The organism is Streptomyces sp. NPDC059828, from assembly GCF_042731955.1.
Lineage (GTDB): Bacteria > Actinomycetota > Actinomycetes > Streptomycetales > Streptomycetaceae > Streptomyces.
The window spans coordinates 103207-123177 of record NZ_JBHWIW010000010.1 but is presented as its reverse complement, the minus strand read 5'-3'; the positions used below and the strand labels follow the sequence as shown (position 1 = coordinate 123177).

The window sequence follows — 19971 nt, the reverse complement described above, 5'->3', positions numbered from 1 at the left end:
CTGCACTATCCCCACCATTGTGTCTTATTCTTCCCCAAACGGGCCCGGCGCCCCGAACACGGTGGGGGGCGCCGGGCTCGCTCGCGGAGTGCCTGTCGGTCAGCCGCTGCTGCCCGTGACGAAGGCGGCGGCCAAGTAGCCCTTGCGGTCGCTGCTCAACGGCGCGGACGCCATCGTCTCGGAGAGGTACAGCCGGCCGCCCGAGAAGAGGATCTCGCCGGAATCCACGGAGAAGGTGTCCTCCACCTCACGTGCCGACTTGTCCACCTCCAGCAGCACCGACGGCTTGAAGCCGCTCCCGTCGATGCTGATGATCTGTCCGCCCTTGTCGTAGGGGGGCGACTTGTAGGCGAGGAGGTTGCCGCCGTCCATGCGCAGCGGGACCAGCTCGTATCCCTCGCCCGCGTCGGCGCGGTCGGATGTGGCCTTGCCGGTGGTGAGGTCGAAGGAGACGATCTCGTTGGTCTCGTCGAGGCCTTCCCCGCTGACCTCGTGGTTCTCGGTCGGGAGGTAGAGCCTGCCGTTGCCGACGACCGCCCGGGTGCAGGCCTCCACCTCGGTGGAACCGCACTCCGCCGCGTAGCGCTCGGCGTCCGCGGAGATCTTGGCCTTGAGCTTGCCGGTCTTCTCGTCGATGGAGAAGAAGTCCGACACGGCACTGCCGTCTTCGGCGGTGTCGCCGACATTGGCCGCCACGACCAGCGGCTGGGTGGACACGATGCCCGCGTACTTCACACCCGCGGGCATCTTGTACGAGGACAGCGGCGCGCCGGTCTTCGCGTTGAGCGCCTGGATGACGACGTACTGGCTGCCGTATTCACCGCACTTGCGCACCACGGCCAGCGCCGGACCTCCGCCGTAGCCCATGTCGTAGCAGCCCTCGGCATCGCTCTGGGGCTTCCAGCGCTGCGCACCGGTGGCGAGGTCGAAGGCCGCGCCGCCGTCCGTGCCGCCCACGGCGACGGTGTCGCCGCTCAGCGTGATCTCGCGGATCGCGAGGTCCTCGTCCCCGGTGCCCTTGGCCGACTTGGTCCACAGCAGCTTGCCGGTCCCGAGGTCGACGGCGGCGGCCTGGGTGCACGGGGCGAACTTCTTCTGGGCGGTGCGCTTGGTGGGCTCGTACGCGATCGCCGTCTTGTTGTCCGCGGACTGGTGCCGGGACGCCGCGCACACCTGGCCGGGCAGCGGAATCGTCCACAGCACGGTGCCCTTGACGGCGTCGTATCCGACGATGGAGGACGGGCCCGACTTGACGTACGTGGTGTCGGTGACCCAGGAGCCGGGCACGGTGACCAGATCGTTGCCGGTCACCTTGGGCTGCGCCACCTGGAACGCCATCTTGGCCGCGGGGTCGGCGGGAGCCTTCTCCTTGGCGGGTCCCGCGTTCCCCCCGGTGGAGCCATCAGGGCTGTCCGTTCCGCCGGTGGGGCCCTGTGTCGAGACCTCGGTCTCGTCGCGGCCCCCGCCGCCGTCGTCGCTCATCGCGAACCAGACCCCGGTGCCGACGATCAGGACGATCGCGACGGCCGCGGCGATGATGATCAGCGCCGGGGCGCTGAGCTTCCTGGCCGGCGCGGCGGATGCGGGGTGAATGGGCTGCGTGGGAGGGACGTGGGCGAACTGCTGGTGCGGCTGCACGGGCTGGGTCGGATATCCGTAGGCGTGCGGCGGCCCGTCCATCGGCTGCTGACCGGGCACCTGCCCCGGTGCCTGCGGGTAGCCGTAGCCGGGGGCTCCGGCCGCGCCTCCGGGCGGCGGGGTGTGGGGGTAGCCGTAACCCGGGTTCTGCGGCGGCGGGATGGGCGCGCCGAATCCGCCCGGCGCGGGCTGCTGAGCCGGAGGCTGACCCGGCGGCTGCGGCGGCTGGTTGGGGGGCTGCGGAGGCTGGCTCGGCGGCTGCGGAGGCTGGCTCGGCGGCCGTGGCGGCTGGTTGGGGGGCTGCGGAGGCTGGCTCGGCGGCTGTGTCATGCGTACATACCTCTGGAGAAGGGGAGTTGACCGAACTCGGGTGTTGTCATCCGTACGTGCTCACTCGCCGAAGGCCATCATCGTCTTCCTCGTCTTCTCCTCCGTGTCGTTCGCGCCCACGACCACGTCGTGCACCAGGAAGAAGCGGCCGTCCTCATAGGTCCCGCCGGCCTCCGGGAAACTCTGCTGCGTCTTGGCGGTCGACGCGGGGAAGCGAAGGAGCTCGCCGAGCTTGGTCCCGCGGGACCCGACGAGGGCGAGCGAACCCCCTTCGCCGTCCGTGGCACTGACCCTGACGATGAGCTTCTCCCCCTTGAGGTTCATGCGCAGCGGCATGAGGACCTGCTTCCCGGGAGCAGGGATACGGCGGACCACCTTCCCGGTGCGGAGGTCGAAGGCGGCGATCGCGGCCTTGCCCTCCGTGCCGTTCTGGGTGGCGGCGTAGAGGGTGTTGCCGTCCACGACGACCTGGCAGGTCTGCAGGTTGCCCTCGTCCGAGACCTTGTCGCTGCACCCGAACATGAAGTCGTCCTTGCTCTGGAGCGTCGAGCGCATCTTGCCCTTCTCGTCCAGGGCGAAGACGGCGTGCTTCTGCTCCTTCAGGTTGGTCACCGAGACGACAAGCGGCCGGACGGAGTACACGTGGTCGACCCGGTAGCCGGTCTTGATCCGGTACTTCCAGAGCGATGCGCCGGTGTCCGGATCGATCCCGTGCACCTCCTCCTGCGGGTGGTCCTGGTCCTTCGCGGGGCAGGAGGCGGCGGCCACGAGCCTGCGGCCCTCCGCCGCGTACGCGTACGGCTGGCAGATCTCACCCTTCCACTCGCCGAACAGCTCCTTGCCGTCGGTGAGCCGGTAGCCGACCGGGTGGTTGATGCGGCCGACCGCGACGGTGTTCCCGGAGATGGCGATCGAGTAGTCCTGGAAGAAGTCGAAGTTGCCCTTCTCGGCGATGTGCTGGCGCCAGCCCTCCTTGCCCGTCTTCAGGTCGATCATCCGCAGCGACCGGCACTCGTCCATCTTGTCGCCGGCCTTCTCCTGCACGGCGATGACGATCTTCCCGCCGGAGGAGGCGTGTTCGGGCGCCTTGCAGATGTCACCGCCCAGGGGCAGGCTCCACCGCAGAGTGCCGTCCTTCACCGAATGGGCCGTGACGGTCCGGTACATGGCGGTGACGATGCTGTCCCCGACCACCCACGGGCCGAACACATCGGCGCCGCTTCCGGGCACGTCCACATCGTTCTTGCGCAGCCACAGGACCTTGGCGTCGCCGGACTTGCGGTCGGCGTTCATCCGGGCGGTCTCGGCCGTGTCCGGGTCGGACGAGCCTGGCCCGCTCTTCTTGGCCGGCTTGTCCTTGGCGGACGAGGAACCGGACGTCCCGCCGGTGCTGGTCTTCCCGCCGCCGTCATCCCCCGACAGGGCCAGCCAGGTGCCGCCGCCGATCAGCAGCAGCGCGGCCAGGCCCGCGGCGAGCAGCACGGCGGGCCGCCCGAACCGGCGGCGGCCGCCACCGGCCGCGGGGAACTGCCCCGGTCCGGGCAGCCCGTCGGCGGGGTGGGCCTGGGCCGGGTCATACGGTCCGACGGGGCCTTGCGGGCCGTGCGCTCCTACGGGGTCCTGCGGGCCGTACGGTCCGCCGGGCCCCGGGGGCGCCTGCCCGGGCACGGGGGCGCCTCCGCCACCGTGGGGGTTGAGGCTCGCGTAGGGACCCGCCTGGGCGGGGCCGTACGGTCCGGGTTGCTGCGGCGCCGTCTCATCCGGCCCGGGGAACTGCCCCGGGAACGGGGACGACGACGGTTGTTCGGGATGGTGATGCATTCGCTCTGTCACAGTCGTCACTCACCGAAGGCCATCATGGTCTTCGTCTTCATCTCTTGCTCGTCGTTGGACCCGCTCACCCGGCCGCTCGCGATGTAGAAACGCCCGCCTTGGTACGCGGTCAGCGGGGACCAGAAGGTGTTCTCGATCTGGGCCGTGGACGCGGGGTGCTGGAGGATCACCTTGGGCTTGCCGCCCGTGGGCGCGAGCGTCGCCACCGCGCCGCCGCTGTTGTACGTGGGCTTGACGTAGACGACGACCTCGGAGCCCTCCAGTCGCATCGGAATCATCTCGTGGCCGTCCGGAGCCGCGGCACGCCACTTCGGCTTACCGGTGGCGAGGTTGAAGGCGACGACCTCATTGGTACGGGAGGCGCTGGAAGTGCCGGCAGAGGTGGCCATGTAGAAGGTGTTCGCGTCGGCCGCCGTGCCGCCACAGCCCTCGAGTGCGTCACCGAAGACGCTGAACGAGTTGCCGCACCCCGCCTGGTAGCTCTTTCCGCCGCCGTCGATCTGTGAACGCAGGGTGCCGTTGGCGTTGAGGGCGATGAGCTGCGACTTGTCGGTCTCCCGCTCCCTCATCGACAGCACGAGCGGAGAGACCGAGTAGACCTTGGAGACCGTCCAGTTGAGCGGCAGCTTGTAGGTCCACCTGGCCTTGCCGGTGACCGGGTCGAGTTCCTGGAGCTGGTAGCGGGCCTTGCCGTCTCCGCTCGGGCAGCTCTCGGAGGCGATCAGCCGGGGCCCGCCGGCGAAGCCGCTCGGCTGGCAGTCACCCGCGACCTTGGCGAAGCCGGCCTTGCCGTCGCTGAGCCGGAAGGTGTCGAAGTAGCCGGTGCGGGCCGCGGCCACCGTGTCGCCGCTGACGGCCAGGGTGATCTCGCCGATGAGGTCGAAAGCGGCCTTCTTCTTGATGACCTGCTTCCAGCCCGCCTTGCCGGTGGTGAGGTCGACCTGCTGGACCTGGGTGCACTTGGAACGGTCGCTCGCCCCGTCCTTGTAGGCGACGACGAGCTTTCCGCCGTCCGTTGCCCGGGGGCTGGCTGCGCAGAGCTCGGCCGGGAAGGGAACGGTCCACTTCTTCTTGCCGTCGGTCGCCGAGTAGCCCACGAGCTGCTTGTAGAGGCCCTTGACGACGGTGTCGCCGACGACCCAGGGGCCGTATGTCTCGGCACCGTTGCGTGGCAGGTCGACATCGTTCGTGGCGAGCCACAGGACCTTCGCCTCGCCGGGCTTGCGGCCAGCGTTGAGGTCCTCCTCCGCGTCGCCGTTGCCGCTGCCGTCGCCCTGGTCCACCGACGGCGAACCCGAAGGCTTGGGTCCGGTGCTCTGCTTGGCGTCGGGCTTGGTGTTGTTGTCGCCGTCATCGCGGCTGAGCGCGAACCAGGTGCCGGTGCCGATGACGAGGAGCGCGGCCACGGCTGCGCCGATGATGGCGGCGGGCTTGCCCTTGAAGCGGTTGCCACCGCCACTTCCGCCTGGGGGCGTGGGCGCGCCGGGGTGCTGCGGCTGCTGGGGGTATCCGTAACCGGCGCCTTGCGGCTGGCCGTACGGGCCCGGCTGCGCACCGTACGGACCGGGCTGCGCGCCATACGGACCCGGCTGCTGCGGATAGCCGTAACCGGCGCCTTGCGGCTGGCCGTACGGGCCCGGCTGCGCACCGTACGGACCGGGCTGCGCGCCGTACGGACCCGGCTGCTGCGGATAGCCGTAACCGGACGGCGAAGGCTCGGGCGCACCCGTGGGCGGAGGCTGTGGCGGGGCCTCCGGTGTCCGGGGCGGCTGCGCGGGCGGCGGGGGGACCTGCGGCTGCGCGTGCCCCTGGCCCGGTGAGCCCGCGGGAAGGTCCTGGGGATCCCCGGAACCACCCTGCGGCAGTGGCTGGCTGGGCGGCTGAGACATATCAGCGCTTCCCCCTTCGTGCGGTCCAGTGCCCGATCGGCCTCCCCCGCGATTCCGCACGGCAGTTGCCTGCGGAAAGGAGCGAATCGGACATGGATGGCGCAGCGTTGCGTCAGTCGAGCGGGCCTTCTTTGTATCACCCGGTGGGCGCGCAAAACGGGGCCGGTCCTCCCCTGTACCCAAGGGCGGACCGGCCCGTGATGCCTCTGTTACCGGCTCAGCACACCGGCTTCACGACCGCGGTTCAGGCGTCTTCGGCGAGCTCCAGCCAGCGCATTTCCAACTCTTCGCGCTCTGCCGCCAATTCACGCAGCTTCGCGTCGAGTTCCGCCACCTTTTCAAAGTTGGTGGCGTTTTCGGCGATTTGCGAGTGCAGCTTCGCCTCGTTCTCGGAAAGCTTGTCCAATTGCCGCTCGATCTTCTGGAGTTCCTTCTTGGCGGCGCGCAGTTCGGCTGCGGACTTCTCCGGGGCGGCAGACCTCTCGGCGGCCGGAGCCGGGGACGGGACGGCGGCCTCGATCATCCTCTGGCGCCGCTCCAGGTACTCGTCGATCCCGCGCGGCAGCATCCGCAGCGCGGCGTCACCGAGCAGCGCGTACACCTGGTCGGTGGTGCGCTCGACGAAGAAGCGGTCGTGAGAGATCACGATCATCGATCCGGGCCAGCCGTCGAGGACGTCCTCGAGCTGGGTCAGGGTCTCGATGTCGAGGTCGTTGGTGGGCTCGTCGAGGAAGAGGACGTTGGGCTCGTCCATCAGCAGCCGCAGCAGCTGGAGCCTGCGCCGCTCACCACCGGAGAGGTCGCCGACCGGGGTCCACTGCTTGTCCTTGGTGAAGCCGAACTGCTCGCAGAGCTGCCCCGCCGTCATCTCCCGCCCCTTGCCGAGGTCGACGCGGTCCCGCACCTGCTGCACGGCCTCCAGCACCCGCAGAGCCGGGTCGAGCTCGGCGACCTCCTGCGAGAGGTAGGCCAGCTTCACGGTCTTGCCGCTGACGATCCGCCCTGCGCTCGGCTGCCGCTCCCCCTCGCTGCGGGCGGCCTCGGCCATCGCCCGCAGCAGCGAGGTCTTCCCCGCGCCGTTGACCCCGACCAGCCCGATCCGGTCGCCCGGTCCGAGCTGCCAGGTCAGATGCTTCAGCAGCACCTTGGGGCCCGCCTGGACGGTCACGTCCTCCAGCTCGAACACGGTCCTGCCGAGCCGGGTGGTGGCGAACTTCATCAGCTCGGACCTGTCCCGCGGCGGCGGCACGTCCTTGATCAGCTCATTGGCCGCCTCCACCCGGAACCGTGGCTTCGACGTCCGTGCCGGCGCCCCGCGCCGCAGCCAGGCCAGCTCCTTGCGGACCAGGTTCTGCCGCTTGACCTCTTCGGTGGCGGCGATGCGCTCGCGCTCGGCACGGGCGAAGACGTAGTCGGAGTAGCCACCCTCGTACTCGTACACCGTGCCGCGCTGCACGTCCCACATGCGGGTGCAGACCTGGTCGAGGAACCACCGGTCGTGCGTGACGCACACAAGCGCCGAGCGCCGCGTCCGCAGGTGCTGGGCGAGCCAGGCGATGCCCTCCACGTCGAGGTGGTTGGTGGGCTCGTCCAGGACGATCAGGTCCGGCTCGGCGATCAGCAGTTTGGCCAGCGCGATCCGGCGCCGCTCGCCACCGGACAGCGGCGCGATCACGGTGTCGAGGCCCTGCGGGAACCCCGGCAGGTCAAGCCCGCCGAACAGCCCCGTGAGCACGTCGCGGATCTTGGCGTTCCCGGCCCACTCGTGGTCGGCGAGATCACCGATGACCTCGTGCCTGACCGTGGCACCGGGGTCGAGCGAGTCGTGCTGCGTCAGCACTCCGAGCCGCAGCCCACCGCTGTGAGTGACCCGTCCGGTGTCGGCCTCCTCCAGCTTGGCGAGCATCCGGATCAGGGTGGTCTTCCCGTCTCCGTTGCGCCCGACGACGCCGATACGGTCCCCCTCGGACACGCCGAGCGACACGCCGTCGAGCAGGGCACGGGTGCCGTACACCTTGCTGACTGCCTCGACATTGACCAGGTTGACGGCCATTTCTCTCCTGACAGGGGAATCGATCGACCTCCCAGCCTAGTCGTCGGGGGCACCTCCGGTTTCAGCCGCCCGTACCGCGGGACCGGTGGGTTCAGGCCGGCCTGCCCCCGAGTCGGCCGGACCGCTCCACCAGCAGCCACCCCACCAGCGTCATCGCAACCGCCACCGGAGCCGTCACCGGGAAGGCGATCAGCATCGCCGAGCGGCCCTCCAGGAGACCGGCGAAGCCGACCATCGACAGGCCGAGCACACCGAGCAGGCAGCAGGTGATGCCGAGGGCGGCCAAGGGGCCCGAGCCCGGGGCGGCCGGTGCGGGGGCGGGGCGTTCGAAGGTGCGGAAGGCAGCTACCAGGGCGGCCGTGAGCACTGCCGCCGCGGCGATCCGCAGCGGGGTCTGGACCCACCAGGCGGACGAGGCCGGGTCGGGGAGCGTGGTGCCGGTGGCGAGCAGGGCGCCGTAGACGCCGAGCATGGCGGTGAGGTGCCAGAGGAAGGCGGTCATGGCGATGCCGTTGGCGGCGACGACCGTGCGCCACACCCGGGGACGGGCCACGAAACGGGCGCCGGGGCCGCGCAGCAGCTCCACCGCGCCCACCAGCCACAGGCCGTGGCACAGCAGGGCCAGGGTCGGCGGGGCCATGTTGGAGACCTTCTCGCCCGGCATGCCGACCATGGACAGCGGATACGGGCCGAGGGCGACGAGCGCGACGGCCCCGGCGAGTCCGCTCACGGCGAGGGCGGCTGGGAGGCGCAGACGGCCGTCGGCGCGGAGGAATCCGAGCTGGTGGACGGCGAGCCAGACGAAGGCGAAGTTCATGAACTCCACATACGGGACGCCGAGGCCGAACCGCAGCGCGTCCACCGCGACCGCGCCTGCGGCGAGTGCGCCGAACGCGGCCCAGCCGTAGCGCTCGTGGAGCTTGAGCAGCGGCGGAGTGAAGGCGACCATGGCGAGATAGATGCCGATGAACCACAGCGGCTGGGTCACCAGGCGCAGCGTGACTCCCGTGAGCCCACTGCCCCCGCCGAGCAGCTGGATGATCAGCGCAGCGGCTCCCCACACCCCGATGAAGACCATCGTGGGCCGCAGCAGTCGCCGCAGCCGGGCACGCAGGAACGCCGCGTACACGGAACCCCCCGGCCCTTCCTGCCGATTGCGGTGCAGCGAGCGGTAGGAGAGCGCGTGCGAGAAGCCGCCGACGAAGAAGAACACCGGCATGATCTGCAAGGCCCACGTCAGCAGCTGGAGCTGCGGCACTATGGCGAGCAGGTTGCCCACGCCGTCGGCGGTGACGGCGGCCATCAGCCAGTGGCCGAGCACCACCGTGCCGAGCGAGGCGACCCTCAGCAGGTCGACGTAGCGGTCCCGGGTGTCCGGGGTGGCTTCGGCGAGCTCACGAACGCTTGATCCCATGCCTTCACGGTCGCGTCACCGGACCCCGCGGCGTCAGCGCTCAGGTACTCAACTTCCTTATGAGTACGCGGAACCGGGTGCCGCGATCCCGGCGGGATCAGGCGACGCTAGAGGACCGTCGCGCCGCGCGCCGGTGACTGGGCCACGCGGGCCGTGCGGCAGCTTCCCGAAGCCAGCAGGGCTTCCACGATGTGTTCCGCCGTGTCAGCGTCCTTGGCGAGAAACGCCGTGGTCGGCCCGGACCCGGACACCAGCGCGGCCAGCGCCCCCGCATCCGTGCCCGCCGTCAGCGTGGCCGCGAGCGAGGGGCGCAGCGAAAGCGCCGCGGGCTGGAGGTCGTTCACCAACGCGCCCGCCAGCGCGCCCGCGTCGCCCGTGCGCAGAGCGTCGAGCAGATCGGGCGACGCCACCGGGGCAGGGACGTCCACGCCCTCGTTCAGGCGGTCGAACTCCCTGTAGACGGCGGGCGTCGACAGGCCGCCGTCGGCGACCGCGAACACCCAGTGGAGGTCCCCGCCGACCGGCAGGACGGTGAGCCGCTCACCGCGGCCGGTGCCGAGTGCCGCCCCGCCGACCAGGCTGAAGGGCACATCGCTCCCGAGTTCGGCGCAGATGCCGAGGAGTTCGGACTGCGGCGAACCAAGGCCCCACAGCGTGTCGCAGGCCAGCAGCGCACCCGCGCCGTCGGCACTGCCGCCCGCCATACCGCCCGCGACGGGAATGTCCTTGGCGATGTGGATGTGCACGTTCGGCTCGATGCCGTGCCGAGCGGCGAGCAGCTCCGCCGCGCGGGCGGCGAGGTTGCTGCGGTCCAGCGGGACCTGGCCGGCGTCCGGGCCCGAGCAGCTGATGGTCAGGGTGTCGGCCGGGGTGACCGTGACCTCGTCGTGGAGGCCGACGGCCAGGAAGACGTTGGCCAGGTCGTGGTAGCCGTCGGGGCGCACCCCGCCCACCGACAGCTGGACGTTGACCTTGGCCGGTACCCGTACGGTGACGCCTGCGCTCACGCTTTCTCGGCTCCCTTGTGCTCCGCGATACGGGCGAATTCTTCCACCGTCAGCGACTCGCCCCGCGCCTGCGGCGAGATCCCTGCCGCGACCAGCGCAGCCTCCGCGGCGGCCGGAGAGCCGGCCCATCCGGCGAGTGCGGCGCGCAGGGTCTTGCGGCGCTGGGCGAAGGCGGCGTCGACCGCGGCGAACACCTCGGCCTTCGTGGCGGTCGTCCTCAGCGGCTCGGTGCGCCGGACCAGGGACACGAGCCCCGAGTCGACGTTCGGCGCGGGCCAGAAGACGTTGCGGCCGATCGCCCCGGCCCGCTTGACCTCCGCGTACCAGTTGGCCTTCACGGACGGGACGCCGTACACCTTGTTGCCCGGTCCGGCGGCGAGCCGGTCGGCGACCTCCGACTGCACCATCACGAGGGTGCGCTCGATGGTCGGGAAGCGGTCCAGCATGTGCAGCAGCACGGGCACGGCCACGTTGTACGGGAGGTTCGCGACGAGCGCGGTCGGCGGCGGGCCCGGCAGCTCCTGTATGTGCAGGGCGTCGCAGTGGACCAGCGCGAAACGGTCCTTCTTCTGCGGCATCCGCGCGGCGATCGTCGTGGGCAGCGCGGCGGCGAGCACATCGTCGATCTCGACGGCCGTCACCCGGTCCGCGGCCTCCAGCAGCGCGAGGGTGAGCGAGCCCAGCCCGGGGCCGACCTCCACCACCACGTCGTCGGGCCGGACCTCGGCGGTGCGGACGATCCTGCGGACGGTGTTGGCGTCGATGACGAAGTTCTGGCCGCGCTGCTTGGTGGGGCGTACGCCAAGCGCTGCGGCCAGTTCTCGGATGTCGGCGGGGCCGAGGAGGGCATCGGGATCGGTGGTGCTCACCGGTACAGCCTACGGCCGCAGTGCGGCCACGGGTTCGACCCCCGCTGTGAGTAGAGCTTCTTCGCCCGGTACGTCTGCTCGGTGGCAGGGGCGTCCTGGGGCCGCCCCCGGCCGCCCATCGAGCGCCAGGTGCGCTTGTCGAACTGATAGAGCCCGCCGTACGTGCCCGACGGATCGACCGCTCCCGCCCTGCCCCCGGACTCGCACGCGGCCAGCCCGTCCCAGTCGAGGCCCTCGGCGCCACTGACCCTGCCGCCGGACCCGGCGCTGAAGCCGGCCCTGATCTGCTGGTCAGGGAGCCGCCTGGGCCTGGTGCCGACTCTGACCCGCTCGGCGCGCGGCTTGCGCACCAGCTCCTCCGCGATCTTCCGCGGCCGGCCCTCCCGGACCCCGTTGACGGTGCGTACGGCGAAGGTGGTCCGGCGCACACCGTGCCGTCCCCGCTGCTCGACGCGCTCGGTGCCGGAGGCCAGGGCGGGGTCCTCCACCCTGACGGTGGCGTACGGGACGTGCTCCTCGCGGGCCTCCTCGCCGGTGGCGATGCGCAGGACGGTGATCGTCTGGCCGTCGCGCGGGAAGCTGCCGGGCGGCACGGACGTGGCGTCCTCACCGCCGAGGCGGAAACCGGCCGCGCCGACGGCCTCCCGAACGGTGGCCGCGTTGGTGTGGACCGTACGGGCGCGGCCGTCGGCCCGCACGGTGATCTCACGCTCGGTGCGTACGTCGAGGCTGAGGCCCCTGCGCGAGATAGGCCGCGAACGGGACACGGACAGGTACGCGCCATCGGCTCGCACCCCGAGCTGGTCCAGCGCGTCCTCGACCGTGTGGGCCGTGGTCCACACCTGGCGGCGGTGGCCGTCGAGGCTGAGGGTGACGGGGCGGCCGTAGCGGACGACGATCTCGTCCCCGTCGGCCAGGGACGTGCCGGGAGCCGGGGCCACGATGTCGTGGTCGCCGAAGGCCACGCCCTCCTCACCGAGCAGCTCGGCCACGTCACCGGCGAAGGTGTGCAGGCTGCGCGGCACGCCGTCGACGGTGAGCAGCACGGCCTTGTCGGCGGCGACGAAGGCGGAGGTGCCACCGGCGAGCAGGGCGATCACGAGGGCCTGCGGGAGAAGGCGGCGCAGATTCAGATTCAGGCTCAGATTCAGGGTCCGGCCCAGGTGCAGGCCCTGACCCTGCCGGGGACCTCTGCGGCCCGCCGCCGTGCGGCGCCGGGCGGCACAGTGCTCACCGGCGCGGGCGCCGCCCGTCCCCGTATCGGGTTCGGTGGCGGCGCGGGCGCCGGCCGCGGTGCGGTGACTACCCTGCGAAGTGCTCACGACGCCGGGACCCTAGCCGAGGACGGTCACTCTCCCAAGCAACCCGGCTACTTGGTGTCGCGAGCCGTATGCGGCCGCGAGCGGCCTCCAAGGGCGGGTGCGGGAACCCGCTCAGTAGCCGAAAGCGCAGGCCGTGTTGGCTGCGATGGCCTCCGCCATGGCGTCCTCGTCGATCCCCCGGACCTCCGCCATGGCACGCAGCGTGACCGGAATCAGATACGGCGCGTTGGGCCGCCCGCGGTAGGGCGCGGGGGTCAGATAAGGGGCGTCGGTCTCCACCAGAACGAGCTGCAGCGGTGCGACGGCAAGCGCGTCGCGGAGGGGCTGGGCGTTCTTGAACGTCACGTTGCCGGCGAACGACATGTAGTAGCCGGCGTCCGCGCAGATCCGGGCCATATCGACGTCACCCGAATAGCAGTGGAACACGGTCCGTTCGGGGGCGCCTTCCTCGGCGAGAATGCGCAGAACATCGTCGTGCGCGTCCCGGTCGTGAATGACGAGTGCTTTTCCGTGCCGTTTGGCGATCTCGATATGGGCGCGGAACGACGCTTCTTGTGACGCGATGCCTTCGGGGCCGGTGCGGAAATAGTCGAGCCCCGTTTCGCCGACGGCCCGCACCTGGTGGAGCCCGGCGAGCCGGTCGATCTCGGCGAGCGCCTCGTCGAGCGCGGAAGTCCCACCCGCATCACGGGCCTCCCGCCGGGACGGACTTCCCCCGGGATCGCCCAGCACGATGCGCGGGGCCTCGTTGGGGTGCAGGGCGACGGCGGCGTGCACGTTCTCGTACGTGGCCGCGGTCTCCGCCGCCCAGCGGGAGCCCTTGATGTCGCAGCCCACCTGCACGACGGTCGTCACACCGACCGACGCGGCCTTCGCGAGGCCCTCTTCGACGGTCCCGCTCTGCATGTCCAGATGGGTGTGCGAGTCGGCGACCGGCACCCGCAGGGGTGCCGGTGGCGGCGGAGGGGTGGTGTTGTCGTTCCGGGGGCTCATGACCGCGATCCTAGGCGCGCCACGGAGACGCCCCCGAACCGCCCACCGTCTGTCATCAGTTGACTACCGTGGGCCACTTCCCCGCGGTGGAGGGCTACTTCTCGAGCCGATCGTGGCGGGAGGAGCGGAACAGCGCGGCCAGCCGCCTGCGCTTGGCGGGCCTGGGCTCACGGGCGGACCCTGCGGCGGCCTGCGCGGCAGCGGGTTGGGCGGTGACGGGCCGGGCGGCTTCTCGCGCCGCCTTCCTGGACGAGGTGTATGTCGCGGGCACGGGACCGGCGATGCCGGGCGCGACGGGGTAGTGGTAGTGCTCGTTCAGGGGGTTCACCACCGACGAGACCTGACCCGCGCGCATGATGCGCACCGTGTGCCCCTCGCAGTTGAGGCAGGTGGGCCGGCTGAGCGGCGAGGGAACGCGTATGCCGTCCGCCTTGTAGATGACGAAGTCGTTTCCCGAGGCGTCGGTGTGGTGTTCTATCTCGTACGCCTGCTCCCAGCCGTAACCGCAGCGCATACAGGCGAAGGCATAGGCTTCGCACACGATCCGGATACCCGCGATGTCGCTCATGTGAGCTCCTCTCCACCGGACCAGTGGACGCCCTTTTCGACGGAAGCGCATCAGCGCCCGCCGATTGATGGAAGGAAGGAGGAGGAGATTTAGCCATCCCATGCCAGAAAGGCTCACCACACGGTCTGTGCTTTGCCTTTCAGGTTAGTCTCTTTACCTTGGCGTTCCCGCGGTGCACCCTTGCCGGTTTCTCTCGGCGCTCACGTGGATACCTTTTGTCACCGCTGGCCACCGGCCGCGGTCTTCGCCGCGACCACGGCGTCGAACACCTCCCGCTTGGGCAGCCCCGCTTCCGCGGCCACGGCGGCGATCGCCTCCTTGCGCCGCTCGCCCGCCTCCTCGCGCACCCGCACCCTGCGCACCAGTTCGTCCGCACTCAGCTCCGCGGGCCCGGTGTCCGGGGCGCCGGCGACGACGACGGTGATCTCGCCGCGTACGCCCTCCGCCGCCCAGGCCGCGAGATCGGCGAGACCACCCCGCTTGACCTCCTCGTACGTCTTCGTCAGCTCGCGGCAGACGGCCGCCCTGCGCTCGGCGCCGAACACCTCCGCCATGGCGGCGAGGGTGTCGTCGAGCCGGTGGGGGGCCTCGAAGTAGACGAGAGTGCGCCGCTCGCCGGCGACCTCACGCAGCCGGCCGAGCCGTTCACCGGCCTTGCGTGGCAGGAAACCCTCGAAGCAGAAGCGGTCCACGGGCAGTCCGGACAGCGCGAGCGCCGTGAGCACCGCGGAGGGACCCGGCACGGCGGTGACCCTGATGTCCTTCTCGACGGCCGCAGCGACCAGCCGGTAGCCGGGGTCGGACACCGAAGGCATGCCCGCGTCGGTCACCAGCAGCACCCGCGCCCCGCCCTCCAGGGCCTCGACCAGCTCGGGCGTACGGGCCGACTCGTTGCCCTCGAAGTACGACACGACCCGGCCGCGTGTCTGCACCCCGAGCGCCTGGGTGAGACGGCGCAGCCGCCGGGTGTCCTCGGCGGCCACCACATCGGCGGTCTCCAGCTCGGCCGCCAGCCGCGGCGGCGCGTCCGCCACATCGCCGATGGGCGTCCCCGCCAGTACGAGCGTTCCAGTCACCGATCCAGTCCCAGTCACGGACCCATCCTCGCAGGACGGCACACCTCCTCCCGCGCCGTGTGCGCCACCCGCGCGCACAGCCGCGTTCCCTACGATGGCGCGGTGACCAGTACTGCCCCACGCGCCCTGCCGGGAAAGGAAGCCGTGGAACAACCAGCGCAGCCACACTCCTGGCAGCAGCGCCTACGCGCATTCGGCTATGTCCCGCGGCCCGTCATCGGACTGCGGGACCGTCTTGTGCCGCCGTACACCCGGCCGTCGGGGCGGGTGTGGGCGCAGCTCGGTGTCCCCCCGACGGCCGCACCGGCCGTCGGACGGCTGATGGCCTGGGCCGGTCCGCTGCTGGTGGCGCTGGTCGCCGGGGTGCTGCGGTTCTGGCACCTGGGCAGCCCGAAGGCGGTGATATTCGACGAGACGTACTACGCGAAGGACGCCTGGGCCCTGGTCAAGCAGGGCTACGAGGCGTCCTGGCCCAAGGACATCGACAAGTCGATTCTGGCGAACCCCGACGCGGTGCCCGTGCCGGTGGAGCCCGGCTATGTGGTGCACCCGCCGGTCGGCAAGTGGGTCATCGGCCTGGGTGAGCAGCTCTTCGGCTTCACGCCGTTCGGCTGGCGGTTCATGGTGGCGCTGCTCGGCACGCTGTCGGTGCTGATGCTCTGCCGGATCGGGCGGCGGCTGCTGCGCTCGACGTTCCTGGGGTGCCTGGCGGGCGCGCTGCTCGCCGTGGACGGACTGCACTTCGTGATGAGCCGCACGGCGCTACTCGACCTGGTGCTGATGTTCTTCGTCCTGGCCGCCTTCGGTTGCCTCCTCATCGACCGCGACCTGGCCCGGGCCCGGCTGGCCGCCGCGCTGCCGGTGGACGCTGAGGGGGTGCTGCGCCCTGACGCCGGGGTCGCCGCCGGCCTCCGGCTCGGTTGGCGGCCCTGGCGGCTCACGGCCGGGCTGATGCTGGGCCTCGCCTGCGCCACCAAGTGGAACGGCCTCTACTTCCTGGCCGCCTTCGGCCTGCTGACGGTCCTGTGGGACGTGGGGGCCCGCCGCACGGCCGGCGGGGTGCGGCCGTACCGGGCGGTGCTGCGTCGCGACGTACTCCCGGCCTTCATGTCCACGATTCCGGTCGCGATCGTCACCTACGTGGCCTCCTGGACCGGCTGGATCGCCACGGACAAGGGCTACTTCCGCGACTGGGCGCGTACCGAGGGCGGCGACGGGGCCTGGTCCTGGCTGCCCGACTGGCTGCGGAGCCTGTGGCACTACGAGACCGTGGTGTACGACTTCCACGTCAGCCTGACGTCCGGTCACACCTACCAGTCCAACCCCTGGAGCTGGATCGTCCTGGGCCGCCCGGTCTCGTACTTCTACGAGGACCCGTCCGCGGGCCGATCCGGCTGCCCCGCGACCGCGGCGGACAAGTGCGCCCGCGAAGTCCTCGCGATGGGCACTCCCCTGCTGTGGTGGGCGGCCTGCTTCGCGCTGGCGTACGTGCTGTGGCGCTGGCTCTTCCGCCGCGACTGGCGGGCGGGCGGGATCCTGTGCGGGGTGGTGGCGGGCTGGGTGCCGTGGTTCCTGTACCAGGAGCGCACGATCTTCCTCTTCTACGCGGTCGTCTTCGTGCCGTTCCTGTGCCTCGCGCTGGCGATGCTGATCGGCGCGATCATCGGCCCGCCCGGCTCGGACGAACGGCGCAGGACGATCGGCGCGGTGGGGGCGGGGGTGCTGGTCCTGCTCATCATCTGGAACTTCATCTACTTCTGGCCCATCTACACCGGGCAGGCGATCCCGATGGACGACTGGCGCAACAGGATGTGGCTGGACACCTGGGTCTAGCCGGGGTTCGGGGAGCAGGGGCGGTACAGCTGACGGTCCTACCGCCCATTTCGTGACCATGAGGTGATTCACACATCGGTCGCGCCCTCCATGGGCAACTATCCCGTTTCACGCGGTATGTCCACCAGGGGGAGCGATGACTCCGGTGTCGGCGCGGGAAATCCGGCGCGGCGGCGCTCATGTCCGGCCATAGCATCGCCGGGGCGCCACGCGCTGCGTGAACACTCCGCAGGCGTGGCCGCTTCACGACCACCGACCAGGGGGAACCTCTTGAAACTGCGACGCACTCTCGCGACCGCCATCGCCGCCGCCGTGACCACGCCGGTCGTACTCCTCTCCGCCACGCCCGCCTTCGCCCAGGAGAAGCCGGCCGCCTGGACGCAGAAGGCGACGCCGTCCGTGGAGGAGCTGAGGCAGGCGGTCGGTCTCGCGCAGAAGGAGTACGACGCCGCTGTCATCGCGGTGAAGGACGCCAACAACGTCTTCGATTCCATGGCCACGGCCACCTTCCCTCTGACGGTCGCTGCCCGGGAGGCGTGGGCTGCGGCGAAGGCCGCCGCCACCGCCAAGGCCGAGGCGGACCGGGCCGTCGTGGAGGCCCAGTCCAAGCTGGACAGCACCACCACCGACGAGGAGAAGGCCGCCGCGCAGCAGGCGCTCGACGAGGCCCGGACGGCCGCCGAGACCGCCGCCGCGGCGAAGACGGCCGCCGACGCCAAGGCCAAGGAGGCCGTCACCGCCCGCGACGACGCCTTTGTGGCCCAGGCCCGGGCGATCGAGGTCCTCCGACGGGCGGGGGACGCGGCGAAGCAGAAGCTGGAGGATGCCAAGAAGGCGCTCGCGGAGGCCGAGAAGGCACTCGCCGGCGGCGAGGGTGCGGGGCAGGAGAGCGGAAAGCCCGGCGAGGCCGGCGGTCCGGGTAAGCCCGGCGGGACTGCCGGCACCGAGGGGCAGAGTGGAGCCACCGGCACCACGGGGAAGACGAGCACCCCCGACGCCCCCGCCCTCAGCGCCCAGGGAGGCTCGTCCGAGACCGCGGTGACCGGATCCGGCGGCGCGCTCGCCACGACCGGTTCGAGCAGCGCCATGCCCGCGATCGCCCTCGCGGGTGGCGTGGCTCTCGCGCTCGGCGCCGGGGCCGTGGTCGTCACTCGCCGCCGCAAGGCCGCCGCCGACGCCTGACGCACGGGACGAAGGCAGCCGGGGCCGTCCTGACGGCCCCGGCTCCTCGCTCTGCGGCGCCGGGGACGTGACGCGCCGCACCCTCGCTCCTGCCCCGATTCCGGTCCGGTAACGACCATCCCCGTTGCCACGTAGGCCACTTAGGGTGAGCCAGACCACTTGAACGCGTTCACATCATGGCCAGGTGACCATCGCGACCGGTGGTCGCCACGGGGGAAGGACCAGGCAATGCGCAGTGGAGCGAAAGTCGCCATAGTCGGCGCGGTGTTCGCCGTTTTCACAGCGGGGGTGGCGTACGGAGCGTACGACTTGGTGACGGACGACGAGAGCGGCGGCGAAGACGGCACCGGGACCCTGTCCGCGTCGGAGAGAAGCGGGCCGCCCAGCGCAGAGGAGATCCAGGCGACCGCGAAGGAGTTCCTCGCGGCCTGGGCGCGGGGGGACGCGGAGGCGGCCGCCGATCTGACCAACAACGCGGCCGAGGCGCGGCCCGCGCTCACCGGGTACGGCAGCACCGCGCACATAGGCGAGGTGAAGCTGACGCCGGGCAGGCCGGCGGGCACGAAGGTGCCGTTCGGCGTGAGCGCGGTGGTCTCGTACCAGGGGCAGAGCAAGCCGCTGGCGTACAACTCCTCGCTCACCGTCGTACGGGGACTGACCACGGGCAGGCCGCTGGTGGACTGGCAGCCGGGGGTGCTGCACCCGGAGCTGCGCAAGGGGGAGTCGCTACGGACCGGGACCGCGACCGCGCCGCCGATCAAGGCGGTCGACCGCAACGGCCAGGAGCTGACCAAGGAGAAGTACCCCTCGCTCGGGCCGATTCTGGAGGAGCTGCGCGAGCGCTACGGCGACAAGGCGGGCGGCAAGGCGGGGGTGGAGCTGGTCGTGGAGAGCGGCCAGGCGGACGCGCCGGACCGGACGCTGCTCGCCCTGTCCAAGGGCGAGCCCGGCGAGCTGCCCACCACCCTCGACGCCGACGTACAGGCGGCGGCCGAGAAAGCCGTGATGCGGTACGGCAATTCCTCGGTGGTGGCGATACAGCCGAGCACCGGAGCGGTGCGGGCGGTCGCCAACAACCGCGACGGGCGCTGGAACGCGGCCTTCCAGGGCAAGCAGGCCCCCGGCTCGACCATGAAGATCGCCACCTCGGCGATGCTGATGGAGAAGGGCCTCGTCGACGCGGGACGCACCGTCGAGTGCCCCAAGGACGCCGTCTACCACGGCCGGACCTTCCACAATCTGAGCAATTTCACCATCGAGGGCAAGTCCTTCGCCGAGAGCTTCGCCCGTTCCTGCAACACCGCCTTCATCAAGCTGATCGACGACGCGAAGGACGACGCCGCGCTGCCGAAGGAGGCGCGCGAGGTGTTCGGTATCGGGCTCGAGTGGCAGACCGGCATCACGTCCTTCGACGGAAGCGTGCCGGAAGAAACCCAGGGCGAGGCGGCAGCCCAGTACATCGGGCAGGGAACCGTTCAGATGAACGCCCTGAACATGGCGTCCATCACCGCGACCGCGAAGAACGGCACGTTCAAGCAGCCCATCATCGTGCCGCTGGACCTCGACGGCCGCGAGCGGGTCACCGCGGCGCGCAGTCTGCCCGGCTCCGTGGCCGGGCAGTTGCGGGAGATGATGCGCCGCACCGCGACCAGCGGCACCGCCGCCAATGCGATGAGGCAGGTCGGCGGGGACAAGGGAGCGAAGACCGGCTCTGCGGAAGTGGACGGGAACGCCACGTCCAACAGCTGGTTCACCGGCTTCGCGGACGACCTGGCGGCAGCGGCGGTCGTGGACTCGGGCGGCCACGGCGGCGACGCGGCGGGCCCGCTGGTGGCGTCGGTGCTGAACGCGGACTGAGCGAGGACGGGGCGGACAGAACGGACGGCGGGGGCGGGCACCCGGGCGCATGGCCCGTACAGCTAACGGTTAGCGTGCGGACCATGAGTGCTCCGGAGTTCCCCGCC

14 protein-coding genes are annotated in these 19971 nt (G+C 71.0%); 3 read left to right on the top strand and 11 right to left on the bottom strand.

Annotated elements, in window-relative coordinates; all coding sequences use genetic code 11:
- Window positions 1-99: 99 nt before the first annotated feature.
- The 11 genes from ACFV6V_RS09180 to rsmI form a co-directional block, all read right to left on the bottom strand.
- Complete coding sequence (locus ACFV6V_RS09180) at window positions 100-1968, bottom strand: PQQ-binding-like beta-propeller repeat protein (RefSeq protein WP_385561369.1); 1869 nt, start codon at window positions 1966-1968, stop codon at window positions 100-102.
- Between the two features lie 60 nt (window positions 1969-2028).
- Window positions 2029-3810, bottom strand: a complete 1782-nt coding sequence (locus ACFV6V_RS09175) for a PQQ-binding-like beta-propeller repeat protein (RefSeq protein ID WP_385561366.1) — start codon at window positions 3808-3810, stop codon at window positions 2029-2031.
- Entirely contained in the window at window positions 3807-5690 is a 1884-nt protein-coding gene (locus ACFV6V_RS09170; RefSeq protein ID WP_385561363.1) for a PQQ-binding-like beta-propeller repeat protein, read from the bottom strand. The genes ACFV6V_RS09175 and ACFV6V_RS09170 overlap by 4 nt, the downstream gene beginning before the upstream one ends.
- A gap of 244 nt (window positions 5691-5934) precedes the next feature.
- Entirely contained in the window at window positions 5935-7743 is a 1809-nt protein-coding gene (locus tag ACFV6V_RS09165) for an ABC-F family ATP-binding cassette domain-containing protein (protein WP_385561360.1), read from the bottom strand.
- A 91-nt stretch (window positions 7744-7834) separates the two neighbouring features.
- Window positions 7835-9157, bottom strand: coding sequence for an acyltransferase (locus ACFV6V_RS09160; RefSeq protein WP_385561357.1), 1323 nt, complete (start codon window positions 9155-9157; stop codon window positions 7835-7837).
- Window positions 9158-9264: 107 nt separating this feature from the next.
- Window positions 9265-10164: a 4-(cytidine 5'-diphospho)-2-C-methyl-D-erythritol kinase gene (locus ACFV6V_RS09155; RefSeq protein WP_385561354.1), complete on the bottom strand. Its 900-nt coding sequence runs from the start codon at window positions 10162-10164 to the stop codon at window positions 9265-9267.
- Window positions 10161-11033: a 16S rRNA (adenine(1518)-N(6)/adenine(1519)-N(6))-dimethyltransferase RsmA gene (gene rsmA / locus ACFV6V_RS09150; protein ID WP_385561351.1), complete on the bottom strand. Its 873-nt coding sequence runs from the start codon at window positions 11031-11033 to the stop codon at window positions 10161-10163. Before rsmA ends, ACFV6V_RS09155 begins: the two co-directional genes overlap by 4 nt.
- A complete protein-coding gene (locus ACFV6V_RS09145) occupies window positions 11030-12355 on the bottom strand; it encodes a ubiquitin-like domain-containing protein (protein ID WP_385561348.1) in 1326 nt (441 codons plus the stop codon). Before ACFV6V_RS09145 ends, rsmA begins: the two co-directional genes overlap by 4 nt.
- Window positions 12356-12466: 111 nt before the next feature.
- Window positions 12467-13348, bottom strand: a complete 882-nt coding sequence (locus ACFV6V_RS09140; RefSeq protein WP_385561345.1) for a TatD family hydrolase — start codon at window positions 13346-13348, stop codon at window positions 12467-12469.
- A 94-nt stretch (window positions 13349-13442) separates the two neighbouring features.
- Complete coding sequence (locus tag ACFV6V_RS09135; RefSeq protein ID WP_385561342.1) at window positions 13443-13916, bottom strand: hypothetical protein; 474 nt, start codon at window positions 13914-13916, stop codon at window positions 13443-13445.
- A gap of 218 nt (window positions 13917-14134) precedes the next feature.
- Window positions 14135-14992: a 16S rRNA (cytidine(1402)-2'-O)-methyltransferase gene (gene rsmI / locus ACFV6V_RS09130; RefSeq protein WP_385561339.1), complete on the bottom strand. Its 858-nt coding sequence runs from the start codon at window positions 14990-14992 to the stop codon at window positions 14135-14137.
- A 102-nt stretch (window positions 14993-15094) separates the two neighbouring features.
- Between rsmI and ACFV6V_RS09125 the strand changes: the two genes are divergently transcribed.
- The 3 genes from ACFV6V_RS09125 to ACFV6V_RS09115 all read left to right on the top strand — a co-directional run bounded on the left by ACFV6V_RS09125 (window position 15095) and on the right by ACFV6V_RS09115 (window position 19864).
- Entirely contained in the window at window positions 15095-16825 is a 1731-nt protein-coding gene (locus ACFV6V_RS09125) for a dolichyl-phosphate-mannose--protein mannosyltransferase (RefSeq protein WP_385561336.1), read from the top strand.
- Window positions 16826-17095: 270 nt separating this feature from the next.
- On the top strand, window positions 17096-18007 hold the full coding sequence (locus ACFV6V_RS09120) for an LPXTG cell wall anchor domain-containing protein (RefSeq protein WP_385561332.1): 912 nt from the start codon (window positions 17096-17098) through the stop codon (window positions 18005-18007).
- Window positions 18008-18235: 228 nt separating this feature from the next.
- The gene (locus tag ACFV6V_RS09115) at window positions 18236-19864 is read left to right on the top strand and encodes a penicillin-binding transpeptidase domain-containing protein (protein WP_385561330.1); all 1629 of its coding nucleotides are present in this window, start codon (window positions 18236-18238) and stop codon (window positions 19862-19864) included.
- The last annotated feature ends 107 nt before the right edge of the window (window positions 19865-19971 follow it).

Excerpts from the sequence above, each read along its gene's own strand:
- ACFV6V_RS09180 (WP_385561369.1), bottom strand. The coding sequence starts at position 1,968 with ATGACACAGCCGCCGAGCCAGCCTCCGCAGCCCCCCAACCAGCCGCCA.
- ACFV6V_RS09170 (WP_385561363.1), bottom strand. The coding sequence starts at position 5,690 with ATGTCTCAGCCGCCCAGCCAGCCACTGCCGCAGGGTGGTTCCGGGGAT.
- ACFV6V_RS09165 (WP_385561360.1), bottom strand. The coding sequence starts at position 7,743 with ATGGCCGTCAACCTGGTCAATGTCGAGGCAGTCAGCAAGGTGTACGGC.
- ACFV6V_RS09160 (WP_385561357.1), bottom strand. The coding sequence starts at position 9,157 with ATGGGATCAAGCGTTCGTGAGCTCGCCGAAGCCACCCCGGACACCCGG.
- ACFV6V_RS09140 (WP_385561345.1), bottom strand. The coding sequence starts at position 13,348 with ATGAGCCCCCGGAACGACAACACCACCCCTCCGCCGCCACCGGCACCC.
- ACFV6V_RS09135 (WP_385561342.1), bottom strand. The coding sequence starts at position 13,916 with ATGAGCGACATCGCGGGTATCCGGATCGTGTGCGAAGCCTATGCCTTC.
- ACFV6V_RS09115 (WP_385561330.1), top strand. The coding sequence starts at position 18,236 with ATGCGCAGTGGAGCGAAAGTCGCCATAGTCGGCGCGGTGTTCGCCGTT.